Origin of the sequence: Mesorhizobium sp. M00.F.Ca.ET.216.01.1.1 (assembly GCF_004010325.2) — a bacterium.
Classification (GTDB): Bacteria; Pseudomonadota; Alphaproteobacteria; order Rhizobiales; family Rhizobiaceae; genus Mesorhizobium.
The window spans coordinates 77640-103607 of the sequence record NZ_SADR02000025.1 but is presented as its reverse complement, the minus strand read 5'-3'; the positions used below and the strand labels follow the sequence as shown (position 1 = coordinate 103607).

Below are 25968 nucleotides of genomic sequence, written 5' to 3'. Positions count from 1 at the left end.
GGCTGGTTGGCCTTGACGGCGAGAAGATAGTCGGCGCCAGCGTCGATGATGGCCGCGGCCACCTTTGGATTGCAGGCGATCGCGTCGATCGTCACCAGCGCGCCGTCGAGGCTGCCGGATGCGGCCAGCTTTTCCAAAAGCAGCGGGATCGTCTCCTGCTCGCAGCTTCCTTCGGCTACGGCCTCCTGGCCGATGACGAGACGCTCGCGCGTGGCAAATGCCGAGACCAGGTGCAGCGCGGCCCGCCCTCTGGGACGATCGTGGCTGCCGCGCGAGGTCTTGCCGTCGATGGCCACCAGCGCTGGCGCGTCCGGACGCATCGCCGTCGCCCAGGACTGGAAGCAGTTCGCAAACAGCCCCGGATCGATCCGGTTCATCAGCAACCGCAGCCAACGCGAACCCGGAACCCCGTGATGATAGGGCAGGAAGCGGCGCAGGAAGGCCACATTGTCCTCGCCCCAATCGGCGATGTCCTCGAAATCATCGCCCGCCGCGATCGTGCCGCAGACCACCAGCAGCAGAACCTCAGACAGAGGATGCGCCACCCGCCACCCCTCCCGGTCATCCTCGATCAGGGCGAAATGGTCCAGCAACAGCCGCAGACGCGGCTTCTCGGCAGTCTCAGGCATGGCGGTGCTCTCCGAATCAACGCCACCAACAGAATCAGAACCGTCGCAATCCCGAAACCGCCGTTAACCCGAGTTCAATGCCGTGGTAGCCGGCCAACCCACTTGCCATTGGCCCCACCCTTGGTGTAGCCAGTTTCCACACTCGAACGTCTCGAAAGGAGGGCTGCGTGTTTTTTCGTCACCACCGTCAGCGCGGCCCTGTCTCCGCCCTGCGAGCTTGCTTGCAGGGCTGACCAGAGACGGTCCGGGTTTTTCCCGCTTCGATTTTTTGGTCTGCCCTTCGTGGTGCCGCAACGCTTGGCCTGATGGCCTGCCCGCGCATCGTCAAAGTGCATTGCGGAATTCCAGTCCGCGCAGACCAGAGAAATCGACATGGCCCTGATCAGCCTCAAGTCCTTCGGCGTCACAATGAGTGCGCCGCTCTTCTCCAACCTCGACCTCACCATCGGCGCCGGCGATCGCCTCGGCATCGTCGCCGCCAACGGCCGCGGCAAATCCACCTTGCTCAGATGCCTGACGGGCGAGATCGAAGCCACTGCTGGCGACATCACCCGCACGCGCGGCCTGCGCGTCGGCCATGTCGAGCAGGCGGTTCCAGACGCGCTCCTCGATCGCAGTTTCCATCAGGTGGTCGCCGATGCCTTGCCGCCCGAGCGGGCCGAAAGCGAACGGTGGCGCGTCGATGTGGTCCTCGATTCGCTCGACGTGCCGGAGCCGATGCGCGAGCGGCCGATGCGGGCATTGAGCGGCGGCTGGCAAAGGCTGGCGTTGATCGCCCGCGTTTGGGTCACCGACCCGGATGTCCTGCTTCTCGACGAGCCGACCAATCACCTCGATCTGACCAGGATCAGCCAGCTCGAGACCTGGCTGAACGCGCTGCCGCGCGAGGTGCCGGTCGTGGTTGCCAGCCACGACCGGGCGTTTCTCGACGCGACGACCAACCGGACGCTGTTCCTGCGCCCGGAACAGTCTCCAGTGTTTTCCCTGCCCTATTCGCGGGCGCGCGCTGCGCTGAGTGAAGTCGATGCCTCGGCCGAGCGCAAGTTCCAGCGCGACATCAAGGTGGCGCAGCAACTGCGCCGGCAGGCCGCCAAGCTCAACAACATCGGCGTCAATTCGGGCAGCGACCTGTTGACGGTCAAGACCAAGCAGCTCAACCAGCGCGCCCAGCGGCTCGAGGAAGCCGCGGCGCCGGCACACCGCGAGAGATCGGCGGGCGCGATAAAACTGGCCAATCGCGGCACCCATGCCAAGGTGCTGATCGGGCTCGACGACGCAGCGGTCGAAACACCGGACGGTACGCTGTTGTTCAAAACCGGCAGGCGGCACATCTGCCAGGGCGACCGCATCGTCCTGGTCGGCCGCAACGGTGTCGGCAAGTCGCGCCTCATCAACCTGATCAGGAACGCCATCGTCGAGCCGGAGACCGCAGCGCAAAGCGTGAAGGTGACGCCATCGACAGTGCTCGGCTATGGCGACCAGGCGCTGTCGGGCATCAGCGGCGACGACACGCCGCTGGCGATACTCTCACGCAGGTTCGATGTCGGTGAGCAGCGCGCCCGCTCATTGCTGGCGGGTGCCGGCGTCAACATCGACGTGCAGGAGCGCAGGATCGGCCTGCTGTCCGGCGGGCAGAAAGCGCGGCTGATGATGCTGGCGCTGAGGCTCGCCAATCCCAATTTCTATTTGCTCGACGAACCGACCAACCATCTCGACATCGACGGCCAGGAGGCGTTGGAAACGGAATTGCTCGCCCATCAGGCAAGTTGTCTGCTCGCCTCGCACGACCGCTCCTTCATCAGGGCGATCGGTAACCGTTTCTGGCTGATCGAGAAGCTGCGGCTGACCGAAGTCGACGACCCCGAGGATTTCTTCACGTCGGTGGCCGAAGCGGGCGGTTGAAGGGCGGCGGACAACTGCAATGGTAACACGGGCTGGCGATGCCGCCGGCGCTTTGCCCCGTGCGGCAAACGGCGCGTTCCGGCACCGCTTACGCGACCGGTCGCCTGACTGCTCGATTCCCGGCGGGTGGGAAACACCTTCTTCGATTGAATTCGTCCTTGCGGCAAAAAATCCCGGCGGTCTGTCGGATCATGGCTGCGCGCCGCGTCCTTGGAATGCCGACACGGTGATGCCGGCGCCAATCGAGGAGAACGCACATGTCTATTCTGTCATCCATAGGTCGTATAGCGACCCGTTACTCGGCAACCCGCGCCCGTTACCGCAGCGAGCGCGTCCTCCGTTCCTTGCCGATCGAATTGCGCAAGGACATCGGCTGGCCGGAAATCGTCGTTGACGCGCAAAACAGCCCTCGCATAGCAATCTCCCTGACCGAGGCAAGGTGAAGGAGACCGACCGGCCGTTTGCAGCAAAGCGCCGTTTCGAACCCTCGGTTCGGCATTGAAAAAAAGACGCATCGGCCGTGTAGGATCGCCGCCGCGTCATTCGTCCTGTGTACGGCCGCAACGGCAAAACCGGTATCAAGGAGGAATGAAGATGAACGATCAGCCCCAAACCCAGCCTGCCGCAAAAGTTCTCGGCGGGTTGACGCCCTATCTTCAACTGGACGGCGCCTTCAAGGCCGCTGAATTCTACCAGAAGGCCTTCGGTGCCGAGCAGGTCTTCTTCTACCCGCCGGACGAGAAGGGCCGGACGATGCATATCCACCTCCACATCAACGGTTCGACGTTGATGATTTCCGATTTCTACCCCGAGCACGGGATGTCCGCCGTGAAGCCGCAGGGCTACACCATACAGCTTCATCTCGGCAGCGACGACATCGACGCCTGGTGGAAGCGCGCCGTCGACGCCGGCTGCAAGGTCGCCACGCCGTTGCAGGTGATGTTCTGGGGCGACCGCTGGGGTCAGCTGACCGACCCCTTCGGCGTGGAGTGGGCGATGAACGCGCCGGTGAAGAAGGCTTAGCACCTTCCACCCCTCATCCGCCATCCATTGTTCAGGCCCCTTCTCCCACAAGTGGAGAAGGAGGCCGCCAGCAATCAAGGGAGAACCCAATGTCCTACGTTGATGGTTTCGTAATTGCCGTGCCCAAGGCAAATCTCGATGCCTACAAAGAAATGGCGCGAACAGCCGGCGCCGTCTGGAAAGAGCATGGCGCGCTCGCCTATGTCGAATGCGTCGGCGACGATGTGCCCTATGGCAAGGTCACCTCGTTCCCGCGCGCCGTGCAGGCCAAGGACGACGAGATCGTCATCTTCTCATGGGTCGTCTATGAATCGCGCCAGAACCGCGATGCGGTGATGGCCAAGGTGATGGCAGACCCGCGCCTGAAGGCCGACTGGTCGACGATGCCGTTCGACGGCAAGCGCATGATCTTCGGCGGCTTCCAGCCGTTCATGGAACTGTAGGCGCCTTGGCGCCTCAGGTAAGTTTGTCGAGCAGCGGCTTGAGCCGGTCGCCGTAGCGCTTCCACAGATTGACCGAGCCCTGGTACATCGGCTGGCGCACCTGCGCCGCCGAGGCCGTGCGCACCGGCCGGTCAGTCTCGTGGAACGACAGCACCGCATCGTTCCACGGCAGGCCGAGATGGGCGATCAGCGCCCGCGTCTGCCCTTCCTGGTCGGCGACGAAATCCTCGTAGCGCACATCGTGCACGACGCCGGGCAGCACGGCCCGCCAATGCGCCATGATGTCGGTGTAGAGATTGTGGAAATCCGCAAGCTCACCGAGGTCATAGCCATACCGGTGGCTGTCGCCGCGGAAATGTACCTTATAGATCGACAGGCAGGTCGCCGCCGCATCGCGCGCGCAATGGATGATCTTGGCCTTCGGCAGCATCAGATGGATGAAGCCGATCAAGAGGAAATTGCCGGGCATCTTGTCGGTGATGTGCCTGAAATCCGGATAGCGGGCGTGCAGCATGTCGAGATAGGCCTGGCCCGCCTCGGCGAAGGCCTTGTCAGGCATCTCGGTGATACCGGCCGGAAAGCCGCCCCTCATGCTTAACGGAAACTGCTTGCCGACCGCCGTCTTCAGGATGCTGAGCTCGCCGGCGCCGTAGACCTGCGGGTGGCTGGCGATGATCTGCTCGACCAGCGTGGTGCCAGACCGTGGCATGCCGACGACGAAGATCGGCGTGTCGTCGGCAATCCCGCTCACCTTGTGCTTTTCGAAGAACGCCTTGTCGAACACCGCCTTCATCGCCTCGAATTCGGCGCGCGTCTTGCCAGCGTCGTAGTCGATGCCCTTGCGGCGGATCGCGTTGCCTTCGGCGAAATAGTCGAAGGCGCGGCCGTAGTCCTTGAGGTCGTCATTGGCCTTGCCGAGGCCGAAAGACAGCTGCATGCGCGCCAGGCTGCCTTCCGGCGCCTTGGCGTGCTGCGCCTCCATCCCGGCAAGCTCGGCGTCGCGCTCCTTCTGGCGCTTGACCTGGCTGAGCATCAGCCATGCCCTCGCCATGCCGGGATCGACCGCCAGCGCCTGGCGGAAAAGATTCGCCGCCTCACCGAGGCTGCCCTTTTCCATCAGACCGACGCCCAGCCCGTGCAGCAGGTCAGCGTCCTTCGGCCGGATCGCCAGTGCGTCGCGAAAGACGGCGAGCGCCTCGTCAAGCCGGCCCGCCTCTTGCAGCGTTTCGGCAAGCCCGATGCGGGCGCGGACATGGAACGGATTGCGACCGATCGTGCCGCGATAGATCTCCTCGGCGCCCTCGAACTGGCCGAGCTGCTTCAGCGCCGAGCCGAGATTGTCGCGCGCCGCAAGCTGGTCCGGCCGAATTGCCACCGCCTTGCGGAAGAAATCGGCGCCGGCCGCAACCCGGCCGAGGTCGCGCAGCACGGTGCCGAGATTGTTGAGAAAATCCGGATTGTTCGGCTGCAGCCGCACCGACTGTTCGATCAGCACCAGACCGTCTGCGCTGCGCCCGGTCTGGTGCAGCAGCAGCCCGAGGAAATGCGCCGCCGCCGCATGGTTGGCCTTTTGCGCCAGCACTTGCCGGTAGAGCATCTCTGCTTCCTGCCGGCGCCCGGCCTGATGCAGTTGCAACGCCTGCTGCACACGCTGGTCGAGCCCCAGCGGCGGCTGCCCCCCAGAGCCAGAATTGGCGCCTATGTCTGCCGGTCTTCTCTGATCTCTGTTGATGGGAACCTGCCGTGTTTGTCCGCCTGCCGGACCTAAGGCATGGGACGTTGAGATTCAAGAGCGCACCAGCATCGCCGGCAGGATGCGGCAAATCCCCCCGCCGGCGGGAAGATAGGCGCCGTAGCTTCTCAGCAGGGCCCGTCGTCGACGACCCGGTAGTCCGCGGCGCGGGCCTCGCATGCATTCGGGAAGGTGCGCAACTCGCCACCACGTCGGCCGCAGACCGGAGCATATTCGCGTGTGCAGAAGGTCTGCTCGCCACCGCCACCGCCGCGGCACTCGCCGTCACGGATGATGCGGTATCCCTCTCGTTCGGCAAGGCAGGCATTGGCAAAGGTCTGGCGATCGCCGCCGCGCCGGGCACAGACCGGCTCATATTGCCTGGTGCAGAATTGCGGTTCCGGCCTCGGCGGGCGCGGCCCAGGTCCCTCATCCACCACCACGGTACAAGCCGCAAGCAGCGCCGACAGGAACAGGATGGCAAAGCCCAGTCGCGAGAAGATTGCCGCAAGAAACCTCATAGATGTCCCTCCCCTCGAGCCGGCAGCAAAAAAGCGCCTGCCACCAACGTGGGTTTTCCCGCTATTCCTGGTGGCATCAGCGGCCAAACCACACCAAACCGATCCTCGCCATTCCCCAGCTAAATGCAACCCCCGTTTGCAGTCCGCTGGCGGCAGAGCGATGTGATGTTATCCGGCGCAATGCCATCCGCTGGACCATATGTGGCCGCGGTCTGGCCGATGACCACGCGAAGAGCCGGGTCTATCGATGCGCCGCGTCGGGATGCGCCCATCAGGGTGGCCCGCGGCGCTATCTTGCAACCATCACGTTTCCGTGCGATAAATTTTGTGTTCGGGCATTTGCGACCCGGAGAGCGGAACGTTTTGGACGACCTTTCCCCGATACTGTGAATCTCTGACGGCCCCGTTTTCGGCGGGGGGTTTGACCATGCGCCAATGCATGACTGCCGAAGCAACCACCGGGACTTGCCCACGGCGCCAGGCGGCGGGCAAACCACAAGACTGACACGGGTGAAGGAGTTTCCCCAATGGCCCAGACCGGCACCGTTAAATTCTTCAACGCGACCAAAGGCTTCGGCTTCATCACGCCAGACGGCGGCGCCAAGGACGTGTTCGTCCACATTTCGGCGATCGAGGCTTCGGGCCTGCGTACCCTCGTCGACGGCCAGAAGGTCACCTTCGACGTCGAGCCCGATCGCATGGGCAAGGGTCCGAAGGCGGTCAATCTCCGCGCGGCCTGAGCCATCGGCGTGCCGCGCGTCCGTTCGGGCACGAAACGGCGCTCCAGGTTTTGAACCGGCTTTCGGAGCCGGACTTGAATTCTTGAAGGCGCGACGGTTCCCGCCGCGCCTTTTTCATGTCCGGCGGTGCTTGCCGGAGCCCGCAAAACTTTCTCTTGCCGATAGCGCTAAAATAAAGGACAAATTTCCATTCGGGCATTTGCCGGCCCGAGACTGGACTTGATGGGATCAAAGGAGCTTCCCATGCCGCAGACCGGCACCGTCAAATTCTTCAATCATGCCAAGGGCTTCGGCTTCATCACGCCGGACGATGGCGCGAAGGATGTCTTCGTCCATATTTCGGCCGTGCAGGCGTCGGGTCTTCCCGGTCTTGAGGATGGGCAGAAAGTGACATTCGACACCGAGCCGGACAAGCGCGGCAAGGGTCCGAAAGCCGTCAACCTGTCGATCGGCTAGGCCGGCGCAAGACAGATCGGGCGCGGGCCGGCAAGGCGGTCCGCGCTTAGTGAGTGTGCGGTTTTCGTCGCATGCATTGAACCGCCCGGGGCAAATTCCGTTCAGCCCCCGTTCAGCCACGGTCGTCTATTAATCTTCGGTAAAGCCGGACCGCATCCCCGAAAATTTTCCGGGCCGGCACGAAGGAGACCGAAATGAACCGAATTTTCAAGACTGCCATCCTGGCCGCCGCAGTCGCCGCCACCACGCTTGCGACCTTGCCTGCGGCCAGCGCCGATGAGTGGCGCCATCACCGACATCACGGCCATGGCGATGCCGTTGCGGCCGGCGTCCTCGGCCTTGCGGCCGGCGCCCTGATCGGCGGTGCGCTCGCCAACCCGCAGCCGAGCTATAGCTACTATGATCCCGGCTACGACGACGGCTACTATCGCTACCGGCCGGCGCCGGTGCGCCGCTACTATGTGGAGCCGCGGGTCGTTTACGCCGACCGTTATGCGGAACCCTGGACCCGCGCGTGGTATGAATACTGTTCGGACCGTTACCGGAGCTTCAATGCCCGCACCGGCACGTTTACCGGCAATGACGGCGAACAGCATTTCTGCACCGCCAACTGAAGCAGATTTCCTGTCTCGAACAAAAGCGCTGCCCTAGGGCAGCGCTTTTTTTGCCGGTTGGTCGAAGCTGTGGCTCAAAACTTGGCCCGACTTCAGGTCAGAACGACTTTCAGATTAAAAACGGATTGGTTCGGCGCTCCTCGCCGAAGCGGCCGCCGGGACCATGGCCGCAGATGAAGCCGACATCGTCGCCGAGCGGCAGCAGCTTGTTCTTGATGGCATCGATCAGCGCCGCATGGTCGCCGCCCGGCAGATCGGTGCGCCCGACAGAACCGTGAAACAGCACATCGCCGACATGGGCGAATCTCGCTGCGCGGTTGTAGTAGACGACGTGGCCGGGCGCATGGCCGGGACAATGAAACACTTCGAACACATGCTCGCCGAACGAGACGGTTTCGCCTTCGGCGAGGAACCGGTCGGGCAGGCAGTTGCGCACGGCGTCTGTGATGCCGTAGCGTTTCGCCTGGTTCTCGAGGTTGGCGAGCAGCGGCTTGTCGGCCTCATGCGGGCCGATGATCTCGATACCGAGTGCCTCCTTCAGATCCATCGCACCGCCGGCATGATCGATATGGCCATGGGTGATCCAGATCGCACCCGCGATGATCGCATTGTCCTTCAGCACCGCCAGCACCTTGTCGATATCGCCACCGGGGTCGACGACGACGCCATTCTTGTCGTCCATGTCGAACAGGATCGTGCAATTCTGCTGGAACGGCGTGACCGGCACGATACCGGCGTTGAGCTGACCCATGCTTGTCCTTTCGCTGGGTTGGAGTGCCGCGCGTCATCTCGAACGCTCAAGTCTATCGAGACACGCCTGATTTAGAGACACATGCGAACGGCGTCCACCGTCGCGTCCACCAGCAAAAGAAAATGGGCGGCCGTAGCCGCCCATGTGAAAAAGCCCGAAACGTCGAGGCTTATTTCTTCATCGCATTCATGACCGCACCGATTATGCCGGTCAGGATGGCGCCACCGCCGGCACCGCCAACGATGTTTGGAATATTCAACGCGCTGCCCAATCCGCCAGCTGCCGCTGCAGCCGCTGCCGGATCGACCGTACCGCCGCCGAGCAGGCTGCCGAGGATCGCCGCGCCGCCGACGCCGCCAACGGCGCCGCCCAGGATTTTGGGAAGCTGACCCAAGGCCGCTGTTTTGAGCGCCGCGCCCACCGCCTGACCACCGATGATACCCGTAATCACCTGAACAATGATCGGAAGAAGCGTGTTCATGTCCATACTACCAATCCCTCCATAGCTGCCAGCCTCCCGGGGCCGACGCCATCATGAGACGCCGAATTAAACGAAAGTCAAATGCAGAAGTGCTGAAATAAAAGGGGCGGCCCGAAAACCGCCCCTGCTTGACTAAAAAGCTGTGACTTTCGCTATTCTGCTGCAATCGCATGCTTGGGTTGAACGGCCGCAGAATAGTCGTTCATCAGTGTCTTGGTGATCTCGCCAACCTCGAATCGGTACGGACCGGCCTCCGACACCGGTGTCACTTCCGCCGCCGTTCCGGTGAGGAAGCACTGCTGGAAGCCTTCAAGTTCTTCCGGCATGATGGCGCGTTCGATCACCTCGAAGCCGCGGTCCTTGGCAAGGCCGATGACCGTGCGGCGGGTGATGCCGTCGAGGAAGCAATCGGGCGTGGGCGTATGGATCTTGCCGTCCTTGACGAAGAAGATGTTGGCGCCCGTTGCTTCGGCGACCTGGCCACGCCAGTCGAGCATCATGGCGTCGGCATAGCCCTTGGCTTCGGCGGCGTGCTTGGACAGGGTGCAGATCATGTAGAGACCGGCGGCCTTCGCTTTGGACGGCGCGGTGCGCGGATCGGGGCGACGCCATTCCGCCACATCGAGACGGATGCCCTTCAGCTTCTGTGCCGGGTCGAAGTAGCTCGGCCACTGCCAGATGGCGATGGCGCAGTTGATACGGTTGTTTTGTGCCGAAACGCCCATCTGCTCGCTGCCGCGCCAGGCGATCGGCCGGACATAGGCATCCCGAAAACCCTGCTTCTTCAGCAGCGTGCGGCAGGCGTCGTCGATTTCGGCAACCGAATAGGGTATCTTGAAGCCGAGCAGCCGTGCCGATTCATGCAGGCGCTCATTATGCTCGTTCAGCTTGAAGATCTCGCCGCCATAGGCGCGCTCGCCCTCGAAAACGGCGCTGGCATAGTGCAGGCCATGGGTCAGCACGTGGATCTTGGCGTCGGCCCATTTGACGAACTCGCCATTCATCCAGATAAAGCCGTCCAACTGATCAAAGGGAACGGATGCCATGGTAACCTCCCAGGGGCGACAGCCCGCACATTATTGTGTGGTTGCGTGTTTCGTTTCAGCCGCACCAGACGGCCTTTGCCTCGAACCGTAGGCGGATATTTAGGGCATGGCAAACTCAGGAAATTCCGGAAAAATGGCTTTTCCTTGCCTTTTCGTTCGCAATCAGCCGAAAAGCTTGTCAAAAATTACCATTGCCAGGAAAATACGTCAATAGTACTGACTTAATTTCCTGCTTCGCACGGAGAAAAGATGACGGATCGCAACCACGCAGCCGTAAAACCGATCAGGACGGCGGTCACCGACGAGGACGGCATCGACTTCGCCATCATCGAATTGTTCTTCTTTGCCTATCGCGACTTTACCTCCGATCCTGACCAGATCCTGGCCGACTATGGCTTTGGCCGCGCCCATCACCGTGTACTGCATTTCGTCAACCGCAGGCCTGGCCTGACGGTCGCCGAACTGCTCGACGTGCTGAAGATCACCAAGCAGAGCCTGGCGCGCGTGCTCAAGCAATTGATCGACACCGACCATATCGTCCAGTTGCAAGGCCCTCGCGACCGCCGCCAGCGCGAACTCTACCCGACCGCCAAGGGCCGTGCCCTGGCGCTGGCCCTGGCGCGGCCACAGTCACGCCGCATCCGTGCTGCATTGGAGGATTCCGGAACCACCGAACGCGCCATGATCGAACGATTCCTGGAAGCGATGGTCAATCCGGAACTAAGAACGCAGATCGGCATTGTGCCTGCAAAAATGTCAGGGAAAAGCCATGGAGACCATTGAGAGGGTTGATCATCCGACAGCACCGGACGATGACGCACCGCATCTGCTTGTGGTGGATGACGACACTCGCATCCGCAACCTGCTCAAGCAATATCTGACGGAGAACGGCTTTCGCGTCACCGTTGCCGGAAATTCCGGCGAGGCCAGGCGAAAGCTCGCCGGTCTCGACTTCGACCTGCTCGTGCTCGACGTGATGATGCCGGGGGAAAGCGGCGTCGACCTCACCAAGGCGCTGAGGGCGCAGAAGAACGTGCCGATCCTGATGCTCACCGCGCTCACCGAAACCGACAGCCGCATCACCGGGCTCGAAGCCGGCGCCGACGACTATCTGCCGAAGCCGTTCGACCCGCGCGAACTGATCCTGCGCATCAACAACATCCTGCGCCGTGGCGGCCCCGCGACGACGCCCAAAGTCGAGCAACTGGTCTTCGGCCCCTACACGTTCCAGATCGCCAGACGCGAATTGAAGCGTGGCGGCGAGGCCCTGAAGCTGACGGACCGCGAACAGGAGATCCTGGCTATCTTCGCGGCACGGGCGGGCGAAACGATACCGCGCCATGAGCTTGTCGGCGACGAGTCCGACGTCGGCGAGCGCACCATCGATGTCCAGATCAACCGGCTGCGCCGCAAGATCGAACGCGATCCGTCCAATCCGGTCTGGCTGCAGACAGTACGTGGTATTGGGTATCGGCTCAGCGTGGAATAGAATGCCGCTGACGGCCACGGCCGTTGACGAGCGGAAGGGCGAATGGCGACCACGCAACTGGAAAGGCCGGAAGATGACGGCTTGAGCGCTCGCGCCATGCGGATGCTGAAGGCAATGCCGCGCGCCTGGAAGCGGTTCTGGCGCCTCGTTGCGCTCTACATGCCAAAGCGGCTCTATGCCCGCTCTCTGATCATCGTCATCGCGCCGATGATCCTGCTGCAATCGGTGATCGCCTTTGTCTTCATGGAACGCCACTGGCAAACCGTGACGCAGCGCCTGTCCCAGGCCACCGTGCGCGACATCGCCGCCATCATCGACATGATGGAGACCTATCCGCACGACGCCGACTACGCCAACATCATCCGCATCGCCCAGGATCGCATGCAGCTGAAGGTCGACCTGCTGCCGCCCGACCCGCTGCCGCCGCCCGGTCCAAAGCCGTTCTTCTCGATCCTCGACGAGATCCTCTCGGCCGAGATCACCCGCCAGATCAACCGTCCGTTCTGGATCGATACTGTCGGCAATTCCAATATCGTCGAGGTCCGCGTCCAGCTCGAGGGCAAGGTTCTGCGCGTCTTCGTCCGCCGCAGCCAGGCCTATGCGTCGAACACCCACATTTTCCTGATCTGGATGGTCGGCACCTCGTTGGTGCTGCTGATGATCGCCATTCCTTTCCTGCGCAACCAGATCAGGCCGATCCTGACGCTGGCCGAGGCGGCCGAAAGCTTCGGCAAGGGTAGACCGATGCCGCGCGACTTCCGCCCGCGCGGTGCCGAGGAGGTTCGCCGCGCCGGCTTTGCCTTCATCCAGATGCGCGAACGCATCGAGCGCCAGCTCGAACAGCGCACCGCCATGTTGAGCGGCGTCAGCCACGATCTGAGAACCATCCTCACCCGCTTCAAGCTGCAGCTGGCGCTAACCGGGACCAGGGCCGATACAGAGGCGCTCGGCCAGGACATCGACGACATGCAGTCGATGCTGGAGGGCTATCTCGCCTTTGCCCGCGGGGAGGCGTCGGAAGATGCCGGCCGCTTCGATCTGGAGGCCTATTTCCAGAAGCTCGGCGAGGAGGCTGCGCTACGCAAGCGTAAGCTGTCGACCACGTTCAGCGGCGATCCCGACGTGCATGTGCGGCCCAAGGCCTTCGCCCGGTTGCTGTCGAATATCGTCGGCAATGCCTTCCGTTATGCCATGACCGTGGAGATCGGCGCCGACCACGGTCGCGGCTCGCTTGTCGTCACCATCGATGACGATGGCCCGGGCATTCCGCCCGGCAAGCGCGAAGATGTGTTCAAGCCTTTCGTGCGGTTGGACGAAGCGCGCAACCTCGACGCCAGCGGCACCGGGCTTGGCCTTTCCATTGCCCGCGACATTGCCCGCAGCCATGGCGGCGACATCATGCTGGACGACAGCCCGCTCGGCGGCTTGCGCGCGGTGATCAAGGTTCCCGCCTGATGGGGTGAAGTCGCGGCTTCATCCGCCCGTCATGAAACCATGCTGAAGAGCGCGCATGAAGCGCGCGACATCAGTTGATTCGGCCTTGCTGCCTCATTTCGACTCCGCGCCCTTCCGGGTACGGTGGTGCGAAGCGAGAGCTGCGGCCTGGTCGCCGTTCCGGCATCGTATCAAGGCAACCGACGGGTTCTCCAGCAAAGGGCCGCCATGCGCATCCTGATGGTCACCGACGCCTGGCGCCCGCAAGTCAACGGCGTCGTCCACACGCTGGAGCGGCTTTCGGAAACGCTGAAATCTCTTGACGTCGAGGCGGACTTCCTGACGCCGAACATATTTCGCACCCTGCCCCTGCCGACCTATCCGGACATCAGGCTGGCGCTGACGACCCCTGGCCATGTTGCGCGCCTGATCGAGGCGCGCAAGGTGGACCACATCCACATCGTCACCGAAGGTCCGCTCGGCATCATGGCGCGGCGCTACTGCCGCAACGCGGGCCGGCCGTTCACGACCAGCTACCATACGCGCTTTCCCGAGTATCTGAGCGCGCGCTTGCCTGTCCCTGAAAGCTGGACTTACCGCTGGCTGCGCGATTTCCACAATTCCGGACAGGGCACTCTTGTCGCCACCCAGTCGCTGGCAGACGACCTTTCGGCGCGCGGCTTCACCAAGCTCAAGCCATGGACACGCGGCGTCGACACCGAGCATTTCCGGCCGGAAAAGCGAAAAGGCCTGGGCTTCAAGGCGCCGATCTTCCTCTGCGTTGGCCGCGTCGCCATCGAAAAGAACCTGACCGCCTTCCTCGATCTTGAGCTACCCGGCAGCAAGGTCGTCGTCGGCGAGGGACCGGAACTTGCAAAGCTCAAGGCCAGATATCGCGATGCGCATTTCCTCGGCCATCGCCCGAACGACGAACTGGCGGAAATCTATGCCTCGGCCGATGCTTTCGTCTTTCCCAGCCGCACCGATACGTTCGGCAACGTCATCATCGAGGCGCTGGCCAGCGGCACGCCGGTCGCCGCCTATCCGGTGACCGGGCCGATCGACATCGTCGGCGACGGCGTCGGCGGGGCTGTGTCCGAGGATCTGCGCGAGGCAGCGCTCAAAGCACTTCACATCGACCGGGCGGAGGCGCGCCAGCGCGCCATGCGCTACAGCTGGAGAGCCTGCGCCGAAATGTTCCTGGACACGGTCGAGGAAGCGCTGGGAATGCCGCGCAAACTGGCGGCCTGACTGGCCGCTCCCGCCGCCCGTCAATTCAGCCCGGCGGCCCTCAACAAATCTCTGCTCAACATCTTCGCCGGTTCGGAGCGCAGGATGAGCGAGGTCGTGACGGCGCCATGACGCGCGACCGTGTCGACGATGCTCTCCAGTTGCTCCGGCGACGGCACGATCACCTTCAGAAAGAAGCAATCCTCGCCAGTCATGCGATGGACTTCCAGGACCTGAGGCATTTCGGAAAATTGCCGTAGACAGCGCTGGATATTTTCATGGGTCGTGCGAACACGGATGATCGCCATCATGCCAAGCCCGAGCTTCTTGGCATCGATGACCGCGTGGTAGCCTGAGATAACCCCGCGCTCCTCGAGGCGTTTGACCCGCTCCGACGTCGCGGGCTGGGAAAGGCCGATGCGACGGCCGAGCTCGGATATTGCGAGCCTGCCGTTTTCCTGCAGCGCTTCGACGATCAACGTATCGGTTTCGTCGAGCGATGTTGTTGTTAGATACGACATTTTGCCTTCAATCCATCGGCAAGGCGCTGACGGTTCCGATAATCTCTTATTCCTCGACCCTGCGCAAGCAGGCACAATGGCCACGGATCGAAGGGAAAGTTCGGATGAGGAAAAGATCGTGAGACGCTTCGTCATCTTGCCGGGTATCGGCGGCTCCGGCGAACGACACTGGCAGACCTTGTGGGAGCGTTGCGATCCGGCAATGCGCCGTTTCCGCCCGGCAAGCTGGAATGCACCCGTTCTTGGGCAATGGATCGTTGCCCTCGACGAGGCCGTCGGGGAGGCCGGCCCTTCCTGCATTCTTGTTGCTCACAGCCTCGCCTGCCTGCTCGTCGCGAATTGGAGCGCACGCTCGAGTCTTGCTGCCGCCGGTGCCTTTCTCGTCTCGGTTCCGAATCCCCAATCGGCTGCATTCCCCACATCAGCGGCGGCAAGCTTCACCACCGTACCTGCTGCGCCGCTCCGCTTCCCAACGCGGATTGTTGCCAGCGGCAACGATCCTTTCGGCAGCGTCATCTATCAGCGGCGCTGTGCCGAGCAATGGGGAAGCCGGTTCATCGAACTGAGCGCGCTGGGACACATCAACGCCGCGAGCGGTCTGGGCGACTGGCCGGAGGGGCTGCACCTGCTGAGAGAGTTCGCCGAGGAGATACAACGTGTGGGCGCGGTCCCGCCAGCAAAAGGCGAGCGTCTAGCTTAAAACAGCCGCCCGCCGTTCGGCACCTTGCGTTCGATTGCGCCCAGAACCACGGCCCCCTCCTCGTCGGGGAAGCCAAGCGTCAGCACTTCCGACATGAACGGCCCGATCTGGCGCGGCGGGAAATTGACCACGGCAAACACCTGCCGGCCGATCAGCGTCTCGGGCGCATAGTATTTGGTGATCTGCGCGGAGGATTTCTTCACTCCGATCACCGGGCCGAAATCGATCTTCAGCTTGATCGCCGGCTTGCGCGCCTCCGGGAACGGTTCTGCTTCGATGATCGTTCCGGCGCGGATATCGACACGATCGAAATCGGCGAAGCTGATCTCGGGCTTGCGCGCGCTGCTCGAACTCATCGAGGTCAGGACCCAGGCTCAGGCGTTTCCGAAGGTCTCGAACAGGACGCCTGCCAGCGCGTCCTTGGCCGAGGTCCCCGACCAGACGACGAACTGGAATGCCTGGAAATAGCATTCGCAGGCTTCCAGCGCCGACGACAGCAGCACCTCGACCTGCTGGCTCGACGGCTCGACCCCACCCGCCAGCAGCAGCGACTGGCGGAACATGATCGCGCCCTCCTGCTCCCAGAGGTCGAAATGGCCGAACAGCATCTGCTCGTTGATCAGCGACAGCAGCCGCATCACCTCGAGTGCGCGTGCCTCTGGAACCTTGATGTCGAAAGCGCAGGCCAGATGCAGCGCCTCGAAATCCTCCATCCAGGAGAATGAGACGTGATAGTCGGTCCAGCTTCCGGCAACCGAAATCGAAATCTCGTCATCGCCGGCCCGTTCGAAGGACCAGTCGTTGTTGTGGGCCACCTGCTCGATGACATCCACCGGGTGGATTTCGCGGGAGAATTCGAGTTCGAGAAGTTCCATGGAATGCTTCCTGTCGATCCATCGCATCGGTCCGAAATCGATTTTTCGGAAAGCACGATGCGAACGTTCAAAGTTCTAGAGCGTACTTTGTGCGTCCAAGCGGACGCACGTCGCTCTAGTGAGCGCCACCACACGCTCCGCGGGAGAGGCACACCCAACGAACAATCTTGTCTAGAACTCGGACGGCCAGGAACTTCTCAAACGCAAAGACCCCAAGACCGGACCCCACCGCCCGGCGCATGACCCTGCTCCGAATCATGCAACAAATTCAGTCTATTGATCGGGAGTCGCGTGACCAGCCCAATTTTTCGCACTGCGTCATTCGCATGTGGAAAGGCGCTGTCACAAAGATTCATGCAATGCCGGTAAACGATTCACGGCAAAGCGCTTTTTCGGATTGTGCTTTGTGGAAAAGTTTAGCGATTATTTTTTTGATCTGGGCTTTGCCGCAGCCGCAGGTGCGGCTTGCCCGGTCAATTCCGCAAGCTTCGCCTCGAGTGCCTCGATGCGGGCAGCGAGACGGGTGTTTTCTTCCCTCGCCTTTGCTGCCATCTCGCGCGCGGCCTCGAATTCCTCGCGCTGCACGACGTCCATGGAGTTCAGGATGCGCTCGGCCTGCCCCCTGAAGGCGGTTTCCACCTCGCGCCGCACGCCTTGCGCAGCACCTGCGGCGTCAGTCATCAGCTTGGCGAATTCATCGAGAATGCGGTTCGGTCCGGTCGCCATGGCAAATCCTCGCTTGGTGGAATTGACGTAGTGGGCCGCGACGCGGAATGCAAGAACAGGCTTGCCTTGACCCCGCCAAAACCCTGCCGCATGGTCCGCGCCCGTACGCGGTCGCAACCGGGAGACCCTTATTGAGCGAATATTTCCTGCTGCCATTGGCCGCCCTGCCCTTCCCCAACATCGATCCGGTCATCGTCCGCATCGGGCCGCTAGCAGTGCATTGGTACGGCGTCGGCTACATCGTCGGCATTCTGTTCGCCTGGTGGTATGCCAAGCGGCTCGTCACCAATGCAAGGCTGTGGCCCGACGGCAGCCTGCCGATGAAGCCCGTAGACCTCGACGATTTCATCGTCTGGGCGGCCATTGGCGTGGTGGTGGGCGGGCGTACCGGCTACGTGCTGTTTTACGACCTGCCGCGCTATATTACCCATCCGCTCGATATCCTTGCCGTCTGGCAGGGCGGCATGTCGTTCCATGGCGGCCTGCTTGGCGTCATTCTCGCAATGACGCTGTTTTCCTATTCGCGCGGCATCCGCACATGGTCGCTGTTCGACGTCGTGGCCGCCGGCGTTCCCGTCGGCCTCGGCCTTGTCCGCCTGGCGAATTTCATCAACTCCGAACTCTGGGGCAGGCCGACAAGCGTGCCGTGGGCCGTCGAATTCCCCAATGGCGGCCCCTTCTCCCGCCATCCGAGCCAGATCTACGAGGCATTGCTCGAAGGCCTTGTGCTGTTTCTGGTCCTGCGCTTCCTAACCCATTCACGGCTCAAGCTGAAAACGCCGCGCTTCGTCGGCGGCGCCTTCATCGCCGGCTATGGCGCCTCACGCATCTTCGTCGAATTCTTCCGCGAGCCGGACCAGCAGCTCGGCTATCTGCTTGGCACCGGCTGGCTCACCATGGGCATGGTGCTCTCGCTGCCGATGCTGCTTGCCGGCATCTGGGCGATGGCGACGGCTACCGCATCAGCCCAAAAATCGGAATCGATTTTTGGAAAGCGCGATGCGTAAACGCAACCGCGACCGGCATGACACAGCTTAAAACCCACATCGTCGACCTGATCGGTGCGGTGGGGCCGATCCCGGTCAACGAATACATGGCACTCTGCCTGTTCGATCCCAAGCACGGATATTACACGACGCGCGAACCTTTCGGCGCAAGCGGCGACTTCGTCACCGCACCGGAGATCAGCCAGATGTTTGGCGAGTTGGTCGCCGTCTGGCTCTATCAGACCTGGCTGGCGATCGGCAGGCCCGCTCCGGTCACCATCGCCGAAATCGGCCCCGGCCGCGGCACGCTGATGAAGGACATGCTGCGCACTTTCTCGCGGCTCGATCGCGCGCTCGCCACCAGCGCGACGTTCGCCATGATCGAGACCAGCCCGAGATTGACCGCGATCCAGAAGCAGACGCTTGCCGGGACATCGGCCAGGCTCGGCTGGCACGAAACCACCGACACGCTGCCGCAGGCGCAGCTGCTCATCGTCGGCAACGAATTGTTCGACGCGGTGCCCATTCGCCAGTTCGTCCGTGCCGGAGCGGGCTGGCGCGAACGGGTTATCGGCCTCGACGAGGTTGATGATTTGCGCTTTTTCGCCGGCGCAGGTTCGATCGATCCAACACTGCTGCCGGACGATGCCGCCGACGCGCCGCAAGGCGCAATCGTCGAGGTAGCGCCAGCCCGCACTGCACTGATGGCAGCCATTGCCGAACGGATCGCCCGGGATGGCGGCGCTGGCCTGTTCATCGACTACGGCCATATTCGGCCGGGTGTCGGCGACACATTGCAGGCTTTGCGCAAGCACGATCACGAAGATGTGCTGGCCAATCCGGGCGAGGCAGACCTCACGGCGCATGTCGACTTCGCCGCGCTTGCCGCTGTTGTCCGGGCGCACGGCCTCGATGCGCACCTCGCCACGCAGGGTGATTTCCTGCTTAGCATGGGCCTTCTCGCGCGAGCCGGGCTGCTGGGCGCCAACGCCGACGTAGCGGCGCGAGAGAAGATAGCGGGCGAGGTTGAACGCCTCGCCGGCCCACGGGCGATGGGCGAACTGTTCAAGGTACTTGCCGTCCTACCCAGCGGCATCACCGTTCCTGCTTTGGATTGACTTTTCGCCGCCGCCTCTCTCACTCTCCCTTCCTGTGAAAGAGACGCTAGCCCCGCAAAACAGAGGCCGGACCGTCGGCCCTGAACTTCGCCTTGACGAAATCGCCCGCACGGACAACAACGCGCCCATGCTGAATCAGACCAAACCGGATCCCGTTCGGTCGCCGCTCTTGGAAGGGGCGAAAGCGCAAGGCATCCATCACGGCTATTTCACTCGCGTCGGCGGTGTCTCCAGCGGCATCTATCAGGGCCTCAACATCGGCACCGGCTCGAACGATGAGCAGACGCGGGTAGCGGAGAATCGCCGCCGCGTCGCCGACTGGATGGGTATCCCGGCAAGCCATTTGCTGACCGCCCACCAGGTCCATTCGCCCGACGTCGTCATTGCCAGGGAGCCCTTTGTCGGCGAGCGGCCCAAGGCGGACGCCATCGTCACCGACCGGCCGGGCATTGCCGTCGGTGCCTCGACAGCCGATTGCGGACCGGTGTTGTTCGCAGACGCCGATGCGCGCATCATCGGCGCGGCACATGCCGGCTGGAAGGGTGCGTTCACCGGCCTGCTTGAAAACACCATTGCGGCGATGGAAGGCCTCGGCGCGAGGCGCGAGCGCATCGTCGCCGTGCTTGGCCCGTCCATCGGCCCAAAAAACTACGAGGTCGGGCCGGAATTCGTCGCCCGCTTCGTCGAGGCCGACGCCGGCAATATCAGCTATTTCACGCCCTCGGCAAATTCCGGCCATGCGATGTTCGACCTCAACCTCTATACGGTCGACCGGCTCAAAAAGGCCGGCGTGACGGCTGAAGGCCTCCGCCGCTGTACTTACGCAGAGGAAGACCTTTTCTATTCCTACCGGCGCGCCACGCATCGCGGGGAAGCGGACTACGGGCGGCAGATTTCGGCAATCGTTTTGGAGAAAGAGTGATGGCGCTGCATTTCGAACGATCAGAATTCGACGCGCGGCGCGACCGGCTGATGATCGAGATTGCCGAGAAGAAGCTGGATGCCGTCCTGCTGTTTGCTCAGGAAAGCATGTACTGGCTGACCGGCTACGACACATTCGGCTTCTGCTTCTTCCAGTGTCTGGTGGTGAAGGCCGACGGCTCGATGGTCCTGCTCACCCGCTCGGCCGATCTGCGCCAGGCGCGCCACACCTCGATCATCGACAACATCGTATTGTGGACCGACCGCGACGGTGCCAATCCGGCGGTCGACCTGCGCAACCTGCTCAATGAGCTCGACCTGCTGGGCGCCCGCATCGGCGTCGAATACGACACCCACGGCCTGACTGCCTACAATGGCCGTCGCCTCGACGAGCAGTTGCAGACTTTCGGCCAGATCGCCGATGCCTCCGGCATCGTCAGCCGGCTGCGGCTGTTCAAGAGCCCGGCTGAGATCGCCAAGGCGGAAAAGGCCGCCAACCTTGCCGACGATGCACTGGACGCAGCCCTGCCGCTGATCAAGCAGGGTGGCGACGAAGCCTTGATCCTTGCCGCCATGCAGGGCGCGATCTTTGCCGGCGGCGGCGATTATCCGGCCAACGAGTTCATCATCGGCTCGGGTGTGGATGCGCTGCTCTGCCGTTACAAGGCCGGGCGCCGGAAACTGACCAAGAACGACCAGCTGACCCTCGAATGGGCAGGTGTCTTCCATCATTACCACGCAGCGATGATGCGCACCGTGCTGACCGGCAAGGTCTCGAAGCGCCACCAGGAACTGTTCGACGCCGCCCGCGCTGCGCTTCTTGCCGTTGAAAAAGCAATGACGCCGGGCAATACTTTCGGCGACGTCTTCGACGCCCATGCCCGCACGCTAGAAGCACACAATCTGACCAAGCACCGGCTCAATGCCTGCGGCTATTCGCTGGGGGCTCGCTTCACGCCGTCCTGGATGGACATGCCGATGTTCTATCAAGGCAATCCCGAGCCCATTGCGCCCAACATGACGCTGTTCGCCCACATGATCATCATGGACTCCGAGACGGAGACGGCGATGACGCTTGGCCGCACTTATCTGACCACCGAATCGCAGCCGAGACCGCTTTCCCGCCATGATCTCGACTTGATCGTGCAGTGAATCCATAAGGGCAACAGTGTGATAGGCGTGCATCGCCAGGGAGATTTCAGGCAAATGAGACGATCGCACATGACGACCGTGTCATTGCTCGCTGCGCTGGCGTTGACCGCTTGCACCAATGCGAAGGACGTCCTCGAACCTTCGGCCATCGCCCCGCCGACGACGACGTCGACACAGCCGCTGCCGGCCACGCAGGGCACTGCGACTGTCGCCGCCCCGGCGCCATCGTCGCCTGCTGCCCCGCCTGCATCGGCACCCGCCACGCCGGCCCAGAACGCCGCCGTGCTTGCCAGAACGCGGCTGCAGGTAGCGCCGATCGTCGGCGCCTCGGTTGAAGCCGCGACGCCATTGACCGCAGAGCTTCAGACGCGGGCGAAGCAACGCGGCATCACCTTGGCGGGCAGCGCCGACAAGACCGCCACACATGTGCTGAAAGGCTATTTTTCGGCGATCTCGGAAGGCAAGGACACCACCGTCATCTATGTCTGGGATGTCTATGACCCGGCGGGCAACCGGCTGCATCGTATCAACGGCCAACAGAAGGCGCCATCGGTCAATGGCGGCGAAGGCTGGACGGCGGTCTCACCGGCGACCATGCAGGCAATCGCCGACCAGACGGTCGATCAGTTCGCTGCATGGCTTGGCGGGCAGGCCGGCTGAAATGTTGCCGACTTGCGATGGCGTGAGCGTTTCTTGACATTAGCCGGCGGATTCCCGGTCACGAGGCTTGCAATACCGGCACGGGCCGCTAAAAGCCCGAAGAAATCCTCCACCAGGGACGGTGCATGAAACTCTTCGCGGGCAATTCCAACAGGGTGCTGGCCGAAGCGGTCGCCCGCTACCTCAACATCCCGCTGGGCAAGGCCAGCGTCAGGCGCTTCGCCGATCAGGAGATTTTCGTCGAGATCCAGGAGAACGTGCGCGGCGAGGATGTCTTCATCCTGCAGTCGACGTCGTTCCCGACCAACGATCACCTGATGGAGCTACTCATCATGATCGATGCGTTCATGCGCTCTTCGGCCAAGCGCATCACAGCGGTAATTCCCTATTTCGGCTATGCCAGGCAAGACCGCCGTGCCTCCGGCCGCACGCCGATCTCGGCCAAGCTGGTCGCCAATATGATCACGCGTGCGGGAGTCGACCGCGTACTGACGCTGGATCTCCATGCAGGCCAGATCCAGGGCTTCTTCGACATCCCGACCGATAATTTGTTCTCGGTGCCGGTCATGGCCCGCGACGTCAAGGCGAAGTACAAGCAGCTCGCCAATGTCGTGGTCGTGTCGCCCGATATCGGCGGCGTGGTACGGGCTCGTGCGCTGGCCAAGCGCTTCGATGCGCAACTCGCCATCGTCGACAAGCGCCGCGAGCGCCCGGGTGAATCCGAGGTCATGAACATCATCGGCGCAGTTGACGGCAAAGATTGTCTATTGATCGACGATATCGTCGATTCGGGCGGCACGCTCTGCAACGCCGCCGATGCGCTGCTTGCCGGCGGCGCCACCAGCGTCACTGCCTATATCACCCACGGCGTGCTGTCCGGCGGCGCCGTTGCCCGCATCAGCGCCTCGAAGCTGCAGGAACTGGTCATCACCGATTCCATCCAGCCGGCCCAGGCGGTGCTCGACGCCCCCAACATCCGCGTCATCTCCATCGCCGACCTGATGGGCGAGGCGATCTCGCGCACCGCGACCGAGGAATCGGTGTCGAGCCTGTTCGACTAGCGGATAGGCGGAAACTTGGTTTGCGCTGCGCTGGTCTTCGTTCGGGGGCGCATTCAAGCGCTTATTCGCCGCATGCCTTCGCCGACATCGCGCGCGCCGCGCATATAGCCGCGCGGCGACGCTCCCAGCATGCGCTTGAACATGGTGATGAAGGCCGGCACGCTGTCATAGCCGAGATCGAGCGCCACCCTTGTTATCGGCTCGCCGTCAGCCAAGCGCGGAAGGGCAGCGAACAGACAGGCCTGCTGGCGCCACGTCGACAGCGACAATCCGGTCTGGCGATGAAAGGCTCGGGTGAAGGAACGGCGGCTCATGCCGACGATACCAGCCCATTCGTCGATCGTCGCATGCGGCGAGGGTGCTGCCACGAAGCGCCGGCACAGCGCCGCCAGCCTGCGGTCTGAAGGAAAAGGCAGCCCGAGCGGCCGTTCCGGCAGGTTCGGGATTTCATGCAGCAAGAGGTTCATGATCAGCCCGCCGCGCCCCTCCAGCTCAGCGCCCTGCGGCAGCTTTTCCGATTCCACGATCAGGCTGTGCATCAGGTCGGTGATGCCGACGACACGCAATCCGTCCGGTAGCCCGGCAATGGCGCCCGGCATCACGTAGACGGACCGCATGCTGACATCGCCCAGCATCTCGACGGAATGCTCGATGCCCGCCCGGATCCACATCGCATGATCGGGAGGCACCATCCAGCGTCCGTGCCGCGTCGTCACCAGCACGACGCCGACCAGCGCATGCAGCAACTGGCTGCGGCTGTGACGGTGCTGCGGCACGTGGTAGCCATCCGGATATTCGGTGGGCAACGCCACCGCCGGCCCGATGGCCTGCTCCAGCCACTGCCAGCGACGCGCATGCAACTGCCCGAGATCGGCGTCGTCCACTTTGAAGATTTCCCTGCCATGCGGCATTGGTCTGGCCCACTTGCGAAACTATTGGACCAAACCACGAAAGAAGTCGCCTGACAACCGGTCTATAAGGCTCCGCTGCCGAAGCGCCGCCAAAACAACCACGGAGCATGCCTTGACTGATACGACTGCCACCACCGTCGCCGCGCCCGCGACGGCCAGCCACAGCTCGGCGCAGGCGACGGCCTTCACTGTCATCCTTGCGGTGAGCTTCTGCCATTGCGTCAACGACATCATGCAGTCGCTGCTGTCGGCCATCTATCCGCTGCTGAAAGACAATTACGGCCTCGATTTCTGGCAGATCGGCCTTCTGACCTTCACCTTCCAGGTGACGGCATCGCTGCTGCAGCCGGTGATCGGCATGGTTACCGACAAGCGACCGATGCCCTACTCGCTGCCTTACGGCATGGCATCCTCATTGATCGGCCTTGTCGTGCTCGCCTATGCCGGACACTACTCGCTGCTTTTGATCGGCGCGTCGCTGATCGGCATCGGCTCGGCGATCTTCCACCCGGAATCCTCGCGCATCGCCCGCTTCGCCTCCGGCGGCCGGTTTGGCCTTGCCCAGTCGCTGTTCCAGGTCGGCGGCAATTTCGGCCAGGCGGTTGGACCGCTGCTGGCCGCCTTCATCGTCGTGCCGCTCGGCCAGACCAGCATAGCCTGGTTTGCCGGCGGATCGCTGCTCGGCATCATCATGCTGTGGCAGGTCGGCGGCTGATACAGCCGCCTGCGCGCCTCGCTTGCCAGCCGCAAGACGGCAAGCTTCGTCTCGCCCTTCCCACGCCGCAAGGTGATGGCAGCGCTGGCGGTGCTGACGCTGCTGGTGCTGACCAAGAACGCCTACATCGCCAACATCTCCAGCTACTACACCTTCTACGCTATCCACAAATTCGGCGTTTCGGTGCAGATGTCGCAGGTCATGCTGTTCCTATTCCTCGGCGCCTCGGCCCTGGGCATCCTGCTCGGCGGCCCGTTCGGCGACCGCTATGGGCAGAAGGCAATGATCTGGTTCTCGATCGTTGGCGTGCTGCCATTCACGCTGGCCCTGCCCTACGCCAACTTCGAATGGACGATGGCCTTGACGGTGCTGATCGGCCTGATCCTGTCCTCGGCCTTCTCGAACATCGTCGTCTTCGCGCAGGAACTGGTGCCGGGCCGGGTCGGCATGATCGCCGGCATCTTCTTCGGCTTTGCCTTCGGCATGGGCGGCATCGCCGCTGCCGTGCTCGGCGTCGTCGCCGACATGAAAGGCATCGACTTCGTCTATCAGGTCTGCGCCTACCTGCCGCTGCTCGGGCTGCTGACGGTGTTCCTGCCGAACATGAAGGAAGCGAGAAAGCTCGAACCGGCGACAACGGTCAGGTGAGACTTGCGTTCAACAGAATCCCAAGATCACCCTGCTGGACGAGCGGTCTCCACAATTCGCTTCAGGTTCAGCAGATTTGCTCGCATGCCGCGTTCGAAGAAGGTGGACGCAAGCGGCGCGAGAAGTACCATCGCCCCAGGGAGCCCTCTGCCGGTGATCGAACCCTCGAGGTGGAGATGCGTTTTGTTGCCCTTCGGCACCAGCCTAAAGCGATAGTTGAATGGTGTCGGTCCGTTTAGGCTCAATAAAGTCAGCAGTGCATCGACTTCGAACTCCGTGACCTGCACGATATTTTCGAGAACCTGCCCGCCAAGTTCGCGGCTGAAAGCGTAGCGGGTGCCGCGACCGGCTGGGCCGGCCGTGAGCTTCGTCACCGACTGTACCGCCGAGTACCAAGCCGGAGCCGACTCGATATCCTCGATGTAGCGGAAGACGGTCTGGGCAGGCCTATCGATCTGGATTGATATTTCGAACATTTGCGAC

The 25968-nt window shown here is 62.7% G+C and carries 30 protein-coding genes and 1 pseudogene; 19 read left to right on the top strand and 12 right to left on the bottom strand.

The genetic code is table 11. From position 1 onward, the window contains the following. On the bottom strand, nucleotides 1-629 hold a 629-nt coding region (locus EN859_RS27490), incomplete at its 3' end, for an ISAs1 family transposase (RefSeq protein WP_127856500.1). Nucleotides 630-1001: 372 nt separating this feature from the next. Between EN859_RS27490 and EN859_RS27485 the strand changes: the two genes are divergently transcribed. From EN859_RS27485 to EN859_RS27470, 4 genes are all read left to right on the top strand, one after another. Then, a complete protein-coding gene (locus tag EN859_RS27485) occupies nucleotides 1002-2531 on the top strand; it encodes an ABC-F family ATP-binding cassette domain-containing protein (protein ID WP_127855867.1) in 1530 nt (509 codons plus the stop codon). Between the two features lie 257 nt (nucleotides 2532-2788). Continuing rightward, complete coding sequence (locus EN859_RS39620; RefSeq protein WP_127855866.1) at nucleotides 2789-2974, top strand: hypothetical protein; 186 nt, start codon at nucleotides 2789-2791, stop codon at nucleotides 2972-2974. Between the two features lie 151 nt (nucleotides 2975-3125). After that, nucleotides 3126-3554, top strand: coding sequence for a glyoxalase/bleomycin resistance/extradiol dioxygenase family protein (locus EN859_RS27475; RefSeq protein ID WP_127855865.1), 429 nt, complete (start codon nucleotides 3126-3128; stop codon nucleotides 3552-3554). A gap of 89 nt (nucleotides 3555-3643) precedes the next feature. Next, entirely contained in the window at nucleotides 3644-3997 is a 354-nt protein-coding gene (locus tag EN859_RS27470) for a DUF1428 family protein (RefSeq protein ID WP_127855864.1), read from the top strand. Nucleotides 3998-4010: 13 nt separating this feature from the next. Here the strand turns inward: EN859_RS27470 and EN859_RS27465 are convergent, their stop codons facing one another. After that, a complete protein-coding gene (locus EN859_RS27465) occupies nucleotides 4011-5594 on the bottom strand; it encodes a sulfotransferase (RefSeq protein ID WP_245525715.1) in 1584 nt (527 codons plus the stop codon). Between the two features lie 263 nt (nucleotides 5595-5857). Continuing rightward, nucleotides 5858-6250 carry a Kazal-type serine protease inhibitor domain-containing protein gene (locus tag EN859_RS27460; RefSeq protein ID WP_127855862.1) on the bottom strand — a complete coding sequence of 131 codons (393 nt, stop codon included), beginning with the start codon at nucleotides 6248-6250 and terminating at the stop codon, nucleotides 5858-5860. Nucleotides 6251-6777: 527 nt separating this feature from the next. On the opposite strand from EN859_RS27460, the gene EN859_RS27455 reads away from it, so the two are divergent. From EN859_RS27455 to EN859_RS27445, 3 genes are all read left to right on the top strand, one after another. Next, entirely contained in the window at nucleotides 6778-6990 is a 213-nt protein-coding gene (locus EN859_RS27455; protein ID WP_006202520.1) for a cold-shock protein, read from the top strand. Between the two features lie 243 nt (nucleotides 6991-7233). Continuing rightward, the gene (locus EN859_RS27450) at nucleotides 7234-7446 is read left to right on the top strand and encodes a cold-shock protein (protein WP_006202521.1); all 213 of its coding nucleotides are present in this window, start codon (nucleotides 7234-7236) and stop codon (nucleotides 7444-7446) included. 194 nt (nucleotides 7447-7640) lie between these two features. Continuing rightward, nucleotides 7641-8060, top strand: a complete 420-nt coding sequence (locus EN859_RS27445) for a BA14K family protein (protein WP_127855861.1) — start codon at nucleotides 7641-7643, stop codon at nucleotides 8058-8060. A gap of 109 nt (nucleotides 8061-8169) precedes the next feature. Here EN859_RS27445 and EN859_RS27440 read toward each other — a convergent pair whose 3' ends face one another. The 3 genes from EN859_RS27440 to EN859_RS27430 form a co-directional block, all read right to left on the bottom strand. Then, a complete protein-coding gene (locus EN859_RS27440; RefSeq protein ID WP_127855860.1) occupies nucleotides 8170-8811 on the bottom strand; it encodes an MBL fold metallo-hydrolase in 642 nt (213 codons plus the stop codon). Between the two features lie 169 nt (nucleotides 8812-8980). Then, nucleotides 8981-9298: a hypothetical protein gene (locus tag EN859_RS27435; RefSeq protein WP_127855859.1), complete on the bottom strand. Its 318-nt coding sequence runs from the start codon at nucleotides 9296-9298 to the stop codon at nucleotides 8981-8983. A 146-nt stretch (nucleotides 9299-9444) separates the two neighbouring features. Next, nucleotides 9445-10338, bottom strand: a complete 894-nt coding sequence (locus EN859_RS27430) for a branched-chain amino acid aminotransferase (RefSeq protein WP_127855858.1) — start codon at nucleotides 10336-10338, stop codon at nucleotides 9445-9447. A gap of 249 nt (nucleotides 10339-10587) precedes the next feature. Here EN859_RS27430 and EN859_RS27425 point away from each other — a divergent pair, with 249 nt between their 5' ends. The 4 genes from EN859_RS27425 to EN859_RS27410 all read left to right on the top strand — a co-directional run bounded on the left by EN859_RS27425 (nucleotide 10588) and on the right by EN859_RS27410 (nucleotide 14512). After that, complete coding sequence (locus tag EN859_RS27425; protein WP_127855857.1) at nucleotides 10588-11121, top strand: MarR family transcriptional regulator; 534 nt, start codon at nucleotides 10588-10590, stop codon at nucleotides 11119-11121. Beyond that, nucleotides 11108-11827 (top strand): response regulator transcription factor, encoded by a 720-nt coding sequence (locus EN859_RS27420; protein ID WP_127855856.1) that lies wholly within the window; start codon nucleotides 11108-11110, stop codon nucleotides 11825-11827. Before EN859_RS27425 ends, EN859_RS27420 begins: the two co-directional genes overlap by 14 nt. Before the next feature lie 42 nt (nucleotides 11828-11869). Further along, nucleotides 11870-13282, top strand: a complete 1413-nt coding sequence (locus EN859_RS27415) for an ATP-binding protein (RefSeq protein ID WP_127855855.1) — start codon at nucleotides 11870-11872, stop codon at nucleotides 13280-13282. 207 nt (nucleotides 13283-13489) lie between these two features. After that, nucleotides 13490-14512 carry a glycosyltransferase family 1 protein gene (locus tag EN859_RS27410; protein ID WP_127855854.1) on the top strand — a complete coding sequence of 341 codons (1023 nt, stop codon included), beginning with the start codon at nucleotides 13490-13492 and terminating at the stop codon, nucleotides 14510-14512. Nucleotides 14513-14532: 20 nt separating this feature from the next. Here EN859_RS27410 and EN859_RS27405 read toward each other — a convergent pair whose 3' ends face one another. After that, a complete protein-coding gene (locus tag EN859_RS27405) occupies nucleotides 14533-15012 on the bottom strand; it encodes an Lrp/AsnC family transcriptional regulator (protein WP_127855853.1) in 480 nt (159 codons plus the stop codon). Between the two features lie 118 nt (nucleotides 15013-15130). Here EN859_RS27405 and EN859_RS27400 point away from each other — a divergent pair, with 118 nt between their 5' ends. Continuing rightward, nucleotides 15131-15712: an alpha/beta hydrolase gene (locus EN859_RS27400; RefSeq protein ID WP_189502256.1), complete on the top strand. Its 582-nt coding sequence runs from the start codon at nucleotides 15131-15133 to the stop codon at nucleotides 15710-15712. Here EN859_RS27400 and EN859_RS27395 read toward each other — a convergent pair. The 3 genes from EN859_RS27395 to EN859_RS27385 all read right to left on the bottom strand — a co-directional run bounded on the left by EN859_RS27395 (nucleotide 15709) and on the right by EN859_RS27385 (nucleotide 17313). After that, on the bottom strand, nucleotides 15709-16068 hold the full coding sequence (locus EN859_RS27395) for a tRNA-binding protein (RefSeq protein WP_127855851.1): 360 nt from the start codon (nucleotides 16066-16068) through the stop codon (nucleotides 15709-15711). The genes EN859_RS27400 and EN859_RS27395 overlap by 4 nt on opposite strands. 18 nt (nucleotides 16069-16086) lie before the next feature. Beyond that, entirely contained in the window at nucleotides 16087-16587 is a 501-nt protein-coding gene (locus EN859_RS27390) for a YbjN domain-containing protein (RefSeq protein ID WP_127855850.1), read from the bottom strand. Nucleotides 16588-17010: 423 nt separating this feature from the next. Then, entirely contained in the window at nucleotides 17011-17313 is a 303-nt protein-coding gene (locus EN859_RS27385; protein WP_127855849.1) for an accessory factor UbiK family protein, read from the bottom strand. A 131-nt stretch (nucleotides 17314-17444) separates the two neighbouring features. On the opposite strand from EN859_RS27385, the gene lgt reads away from it, so the two are divergent. The 6 genes from lgt (at nucleotide 17445) to EN859_RS27355 (ending at nucleotide 23211) form a co-directional block, all read left to right on the top strand. Beyond that, nucleotides 17445-18320 carry a prolipoprotein diacylglyceryl transferase gene (gene lgt / locus EN859_RS27380; RefSeq protein ID WP_127855848.1) on the top strand — a complete coding sequence of 292 codons (876 nt, stop codon included), beginning with the start codon at nucleotides 17445-17447 and terminating at the stop codon, nucleotides 18318-18320. 17 nt (nucleotides 18321-18337) lie between these two features. Beyond that, nucleotides 18338-19417 carry a class I SAM-dependent methyltransferase gene (locus EN859_RS27375; RefSeq protein WP_127855847.1) on the top strand — a complete coding sequence of 360 codons (1080 nt, stop codon included), beginning with the start codon at nucleotides 18338-18340 and terminating at the stop codon, nucleotides 19415-19417. 127 nt (nucleotides 19418-19544) lie between these two features. Beyond that, nucleotides 19545-20339: a peptidoglycan editing factor PgeF gene (gene pgeF, locus EN859_RS27370; RefSeq protein ID WP_127855846.1), complete on the top strand. Its 795-nt coding sequence runs from the start codon at nucleotides 19545-19547 to the stop codon at nucleotides 20337-20339. After that, nucleotides 20339-21490 (top strand): Xaa-Pro peptidase family protein, encoded by a 1152-nt coding sequence (locus EN859_RS27365; RefSeq protein WP_127855845.1) that lies wholly within the window; start codon nucleotides 20339-20341, stop codon nucleotides 21488-21490. The genes pgeF and EN859_RS27365 overlap by 1 nt, the downstream gene beginning before the upstream one ends. 54 nt (nucleotides 21491-21544) lie before the next feature. Then, nucleotides 21545-22150: a hypothetical protein gene (locus EN859_RS27360; protein WP_127855844.1), complete on the top strand. Its 606-nt coding sequence runs from the start codon at nucleotides 21545-21547 to the stop codon at nucleotides 22148-22150. Between the two features lie 125 nt (nucleotides 22151-22275). Then, nucleotides 22276-23211: a ribose-phosphate pyrophosphokinase gene (locus tag EN859_RS27355; protein ID WP_127855843.1), complete on the top strand. Its 936-nt coding sequence runs from the start codon at nucleotides 22276-22278 to the stop codon at nucleotides 23209-23211. Nucleotides 23212-23264: 53 nt separating this feature from the next. On the opposite strand, the gene EN859_RS27350 is transcribed toward EN859_RS27355, so the two are convergent. Then, complete coding sequence (locus EN859_RS27350) at nucleotides 23265-24122, bottom strand: helix-turn-helix transcriptional regulator (RefSeq protein ID WP_127855842.1); 858 nt, start codon at nucleotides 24120-24122, stop codon at nucleotides 23265-23267. Between the two features lie 112 nt (nucleotides 24123-24234). Between EN859_RS27350 and EN859_RS27345 the strand changes: the two are divergent. Continuing rightward, nucleotides 24235-25485: pseudogene (locus EN859_RS27345) on the top strand (MFS transporter). A gap of 26 nt (nucleotides 25486-25511) precedes the next feature. Here EN859_RS27345 and EN859_RS27340 read toward each other — a convergent pair. Next, the gene (locus tag EN859_RS27340; protein WP_189502253.1) at nucleotides 25512-25961 is read right to left on the bottom strand and encodes an SRPBCC family protein; all 450 of its coding nucleotides are present in this window, start codon (nucleotides 25959-25961) and stop codon (nucleotides 25512-25514) included. Nucleotides 25962-25968: the final 7 nt, after the last annotated feature.

Excerpts from the sequence above, each read along its gene's own strand:
- EN859_RS27425 (WP_127855857.1), top strand. The coding sequence starts at position 10,588 with ATGACGGATCGCAACCACGCAGCCGTAAAACCGATCAGGACGGCGGTC.
- EN859_RS27475 (WP_127855865.1), top strand. The coding sequence starts at position 3,126 with ATGAACGATCAGCCCCAAACCCAGCCTGCCGCAAAAGTTCTCGGCGGG.
- EN859_RS27455 (WP_006202520.1), top strand. The coding sequence starts at position 6,778 with ATGGCCCAGACCGGCACCGTTAAATTCTTCAACGCGACCAAAGGCTTC.
- EN859_RS27375 (WP_127855847.1), top strand. The coding sequence starts at position 18,338 with ATGACACAGCTTAAAACCCACATCGTCGACCTGATCGGTGCGGTGGGG.
- EN859_RS27435 (WP_127855859.1), bottom strand. The coding sequence starts at position 9,298 with ATGGACATGAACACGCTTCTTCCGATCATTGTTCAGGTGATTACGGGT.
- EN859_RS27485 (WP_127855867.1), top strand. The coding sequence starts at position 1,002 with ATGGCCCTGATCAGCCTCAAGTCCTTCGGCGTCACAATGAGTGCGCCG.
- EN859_RS27470 (WP_127855864.1), top strand. The coding sequence starts at position 3,644 with ATGTCCTACGTTGATGGTTTCGTAATTGCCGTGCCCAAGGCAAATCTC.
- EN859_RS27460 (WP_127855862.1), bottom strand. The coding sequence starts at position 6,250 with ATGAGGTTTCTTGCGGCAATCTTCTCGCGACTGGGCTTTGCCATCCTG.
- EN859_RS27355 (WP_127855843.1), top strand. The coding sequence starts at position 22,276 with ATGAAACTCTTCGCGGGCAATTCCAACAGGGTGCTGGCCGAAGCGGTC.
- pgeF (WP_127855846.1), top strand. The coding sequence starts at position 19,545 with ATGCTGAATCAGACCAAACCGGATCCCGTTCGGTCGCCGCTCTTGGAA.
- EN859_RS27365 (WP_127855845.1), top strand. The coding sequence starts at position 20,339 with ATGGCGCTGCATTTCGAACGATCAGAATTCGACGCGCGGCGCGACCGG.
- EN859_RS27410 (WP_127855854.1), top strand. The coding sequence starts at position 13,490 with ATGCGCATCCTGATGGTCACCGACGCCTGGCGCCCGCAAGTCAACGGC.
- EN859_RS27360 (WP_127855844.1), top strand. The coding sequence starts at position 21,545 with ATGAGACGATCGCACATGACGACCGTGTCATTGCTCGCTGCGCTGGCG.
- EN859_RS27420 (WP_127855856.1), top strand. The coding sequence starts at position 11,108 with ATGGAGACCATTGAGAGGGTTGATCATCCGACAGCACCGGACGATGAC.
- EN859_RS27340 (WP_189502253.1), bottom strand. The coding sequence starts at position 25,961 with ATGTTCGAAATATCAATCCAGATCGATAGGCCTGCCCAGACCGTCTTC.
- EN859_RS27350 (WP_127855842.1), bottom strand. The coding sequence starts at position 24,122 with ATGCCGCATGGCAGGGAAATCTTCAAAGTGGACGACGCCGATCTCGGG.
- EN859_RS27415 (WP_127855855.1), top strand. The coding sequence starts at position 11,870 with ATGGCGACCACGCAACTGGAAAGGCCGGAAGATGACGGCTTGAGCGCT.
- EN859_RS27405 (WP_127855853.1), bottom strand. The coding sequence starts at position 15,012 with ATGTCGTATCTAACAACAACATCGCTCGACGAAACCGATACGTTGATC.
- EN859_RS27450 (WP_006202521.1), top strand. The coding sequence starts at position 7,234 with ATGCCGCAGACCGGCACCGTCAAATTCTTCAATCATGCCAAGGGCTTC.
- EN859_RS27430 (WP_127855858.1), bottom strand. The coding sequence starts at position 10,338 with ATGGCATCCGTTCCCTTTGATCAGTTGGACGGCTTTATCTGGATGAAT.
- EN859_RS27445 (WP_127855861.1), top strand. The coding sequence starts at position 7,641 with ATGAACCGAATTTTCAAGACTGCCATCCTGGCCGCCGCAGTCGCCGCC.
- EN859_RS27390 (WP_127855850.1), bottom strand. The coding sequence starts at position 16,587 with ATGGAACTTCTCGAACTCGAATTCTCCCGCGAAATCCACCCGGTGGAT.
- EN859_RS27395 (WP_127855851.1), bottom strand. The coding sequence starts at position 16,068 with ATGAGTTCGAGCAGCGCGCGCAAGCCCGAGATCAGCTTCGCCGATTTC.
- EN859_RS27440 (WP_127855860.1), bottom strand. The coding sequence starts at position 8,811 with ATGGGTCAGCTCAACGCCGGTATCGTGCCGGTCACGCCGTTCCAGCAG.
- EN859_RS39620 (WP_127855866.1), top strand. The coding sequence starts at position 2,789 with ATGTCTATTCTGTCATCCATAGGTCGTATAGCGACCCGTTACTCGGCA.
- EN859_RS27385 (WP_127855849.1), bottom strand. The coding sequence starts at position 17,313 with ATGGCGACCGGACCGAACCGCATTCTCGATGAATTCGCCAAGCTGATG.
- EN859_RS27465 (WP_245525715.1), bottom strand. The coding sequence starts at position 5,594 with ATGCTCTACCGGCAAGTGCTGGCGCAAAAGGCCAACCATGCGGCGGCG.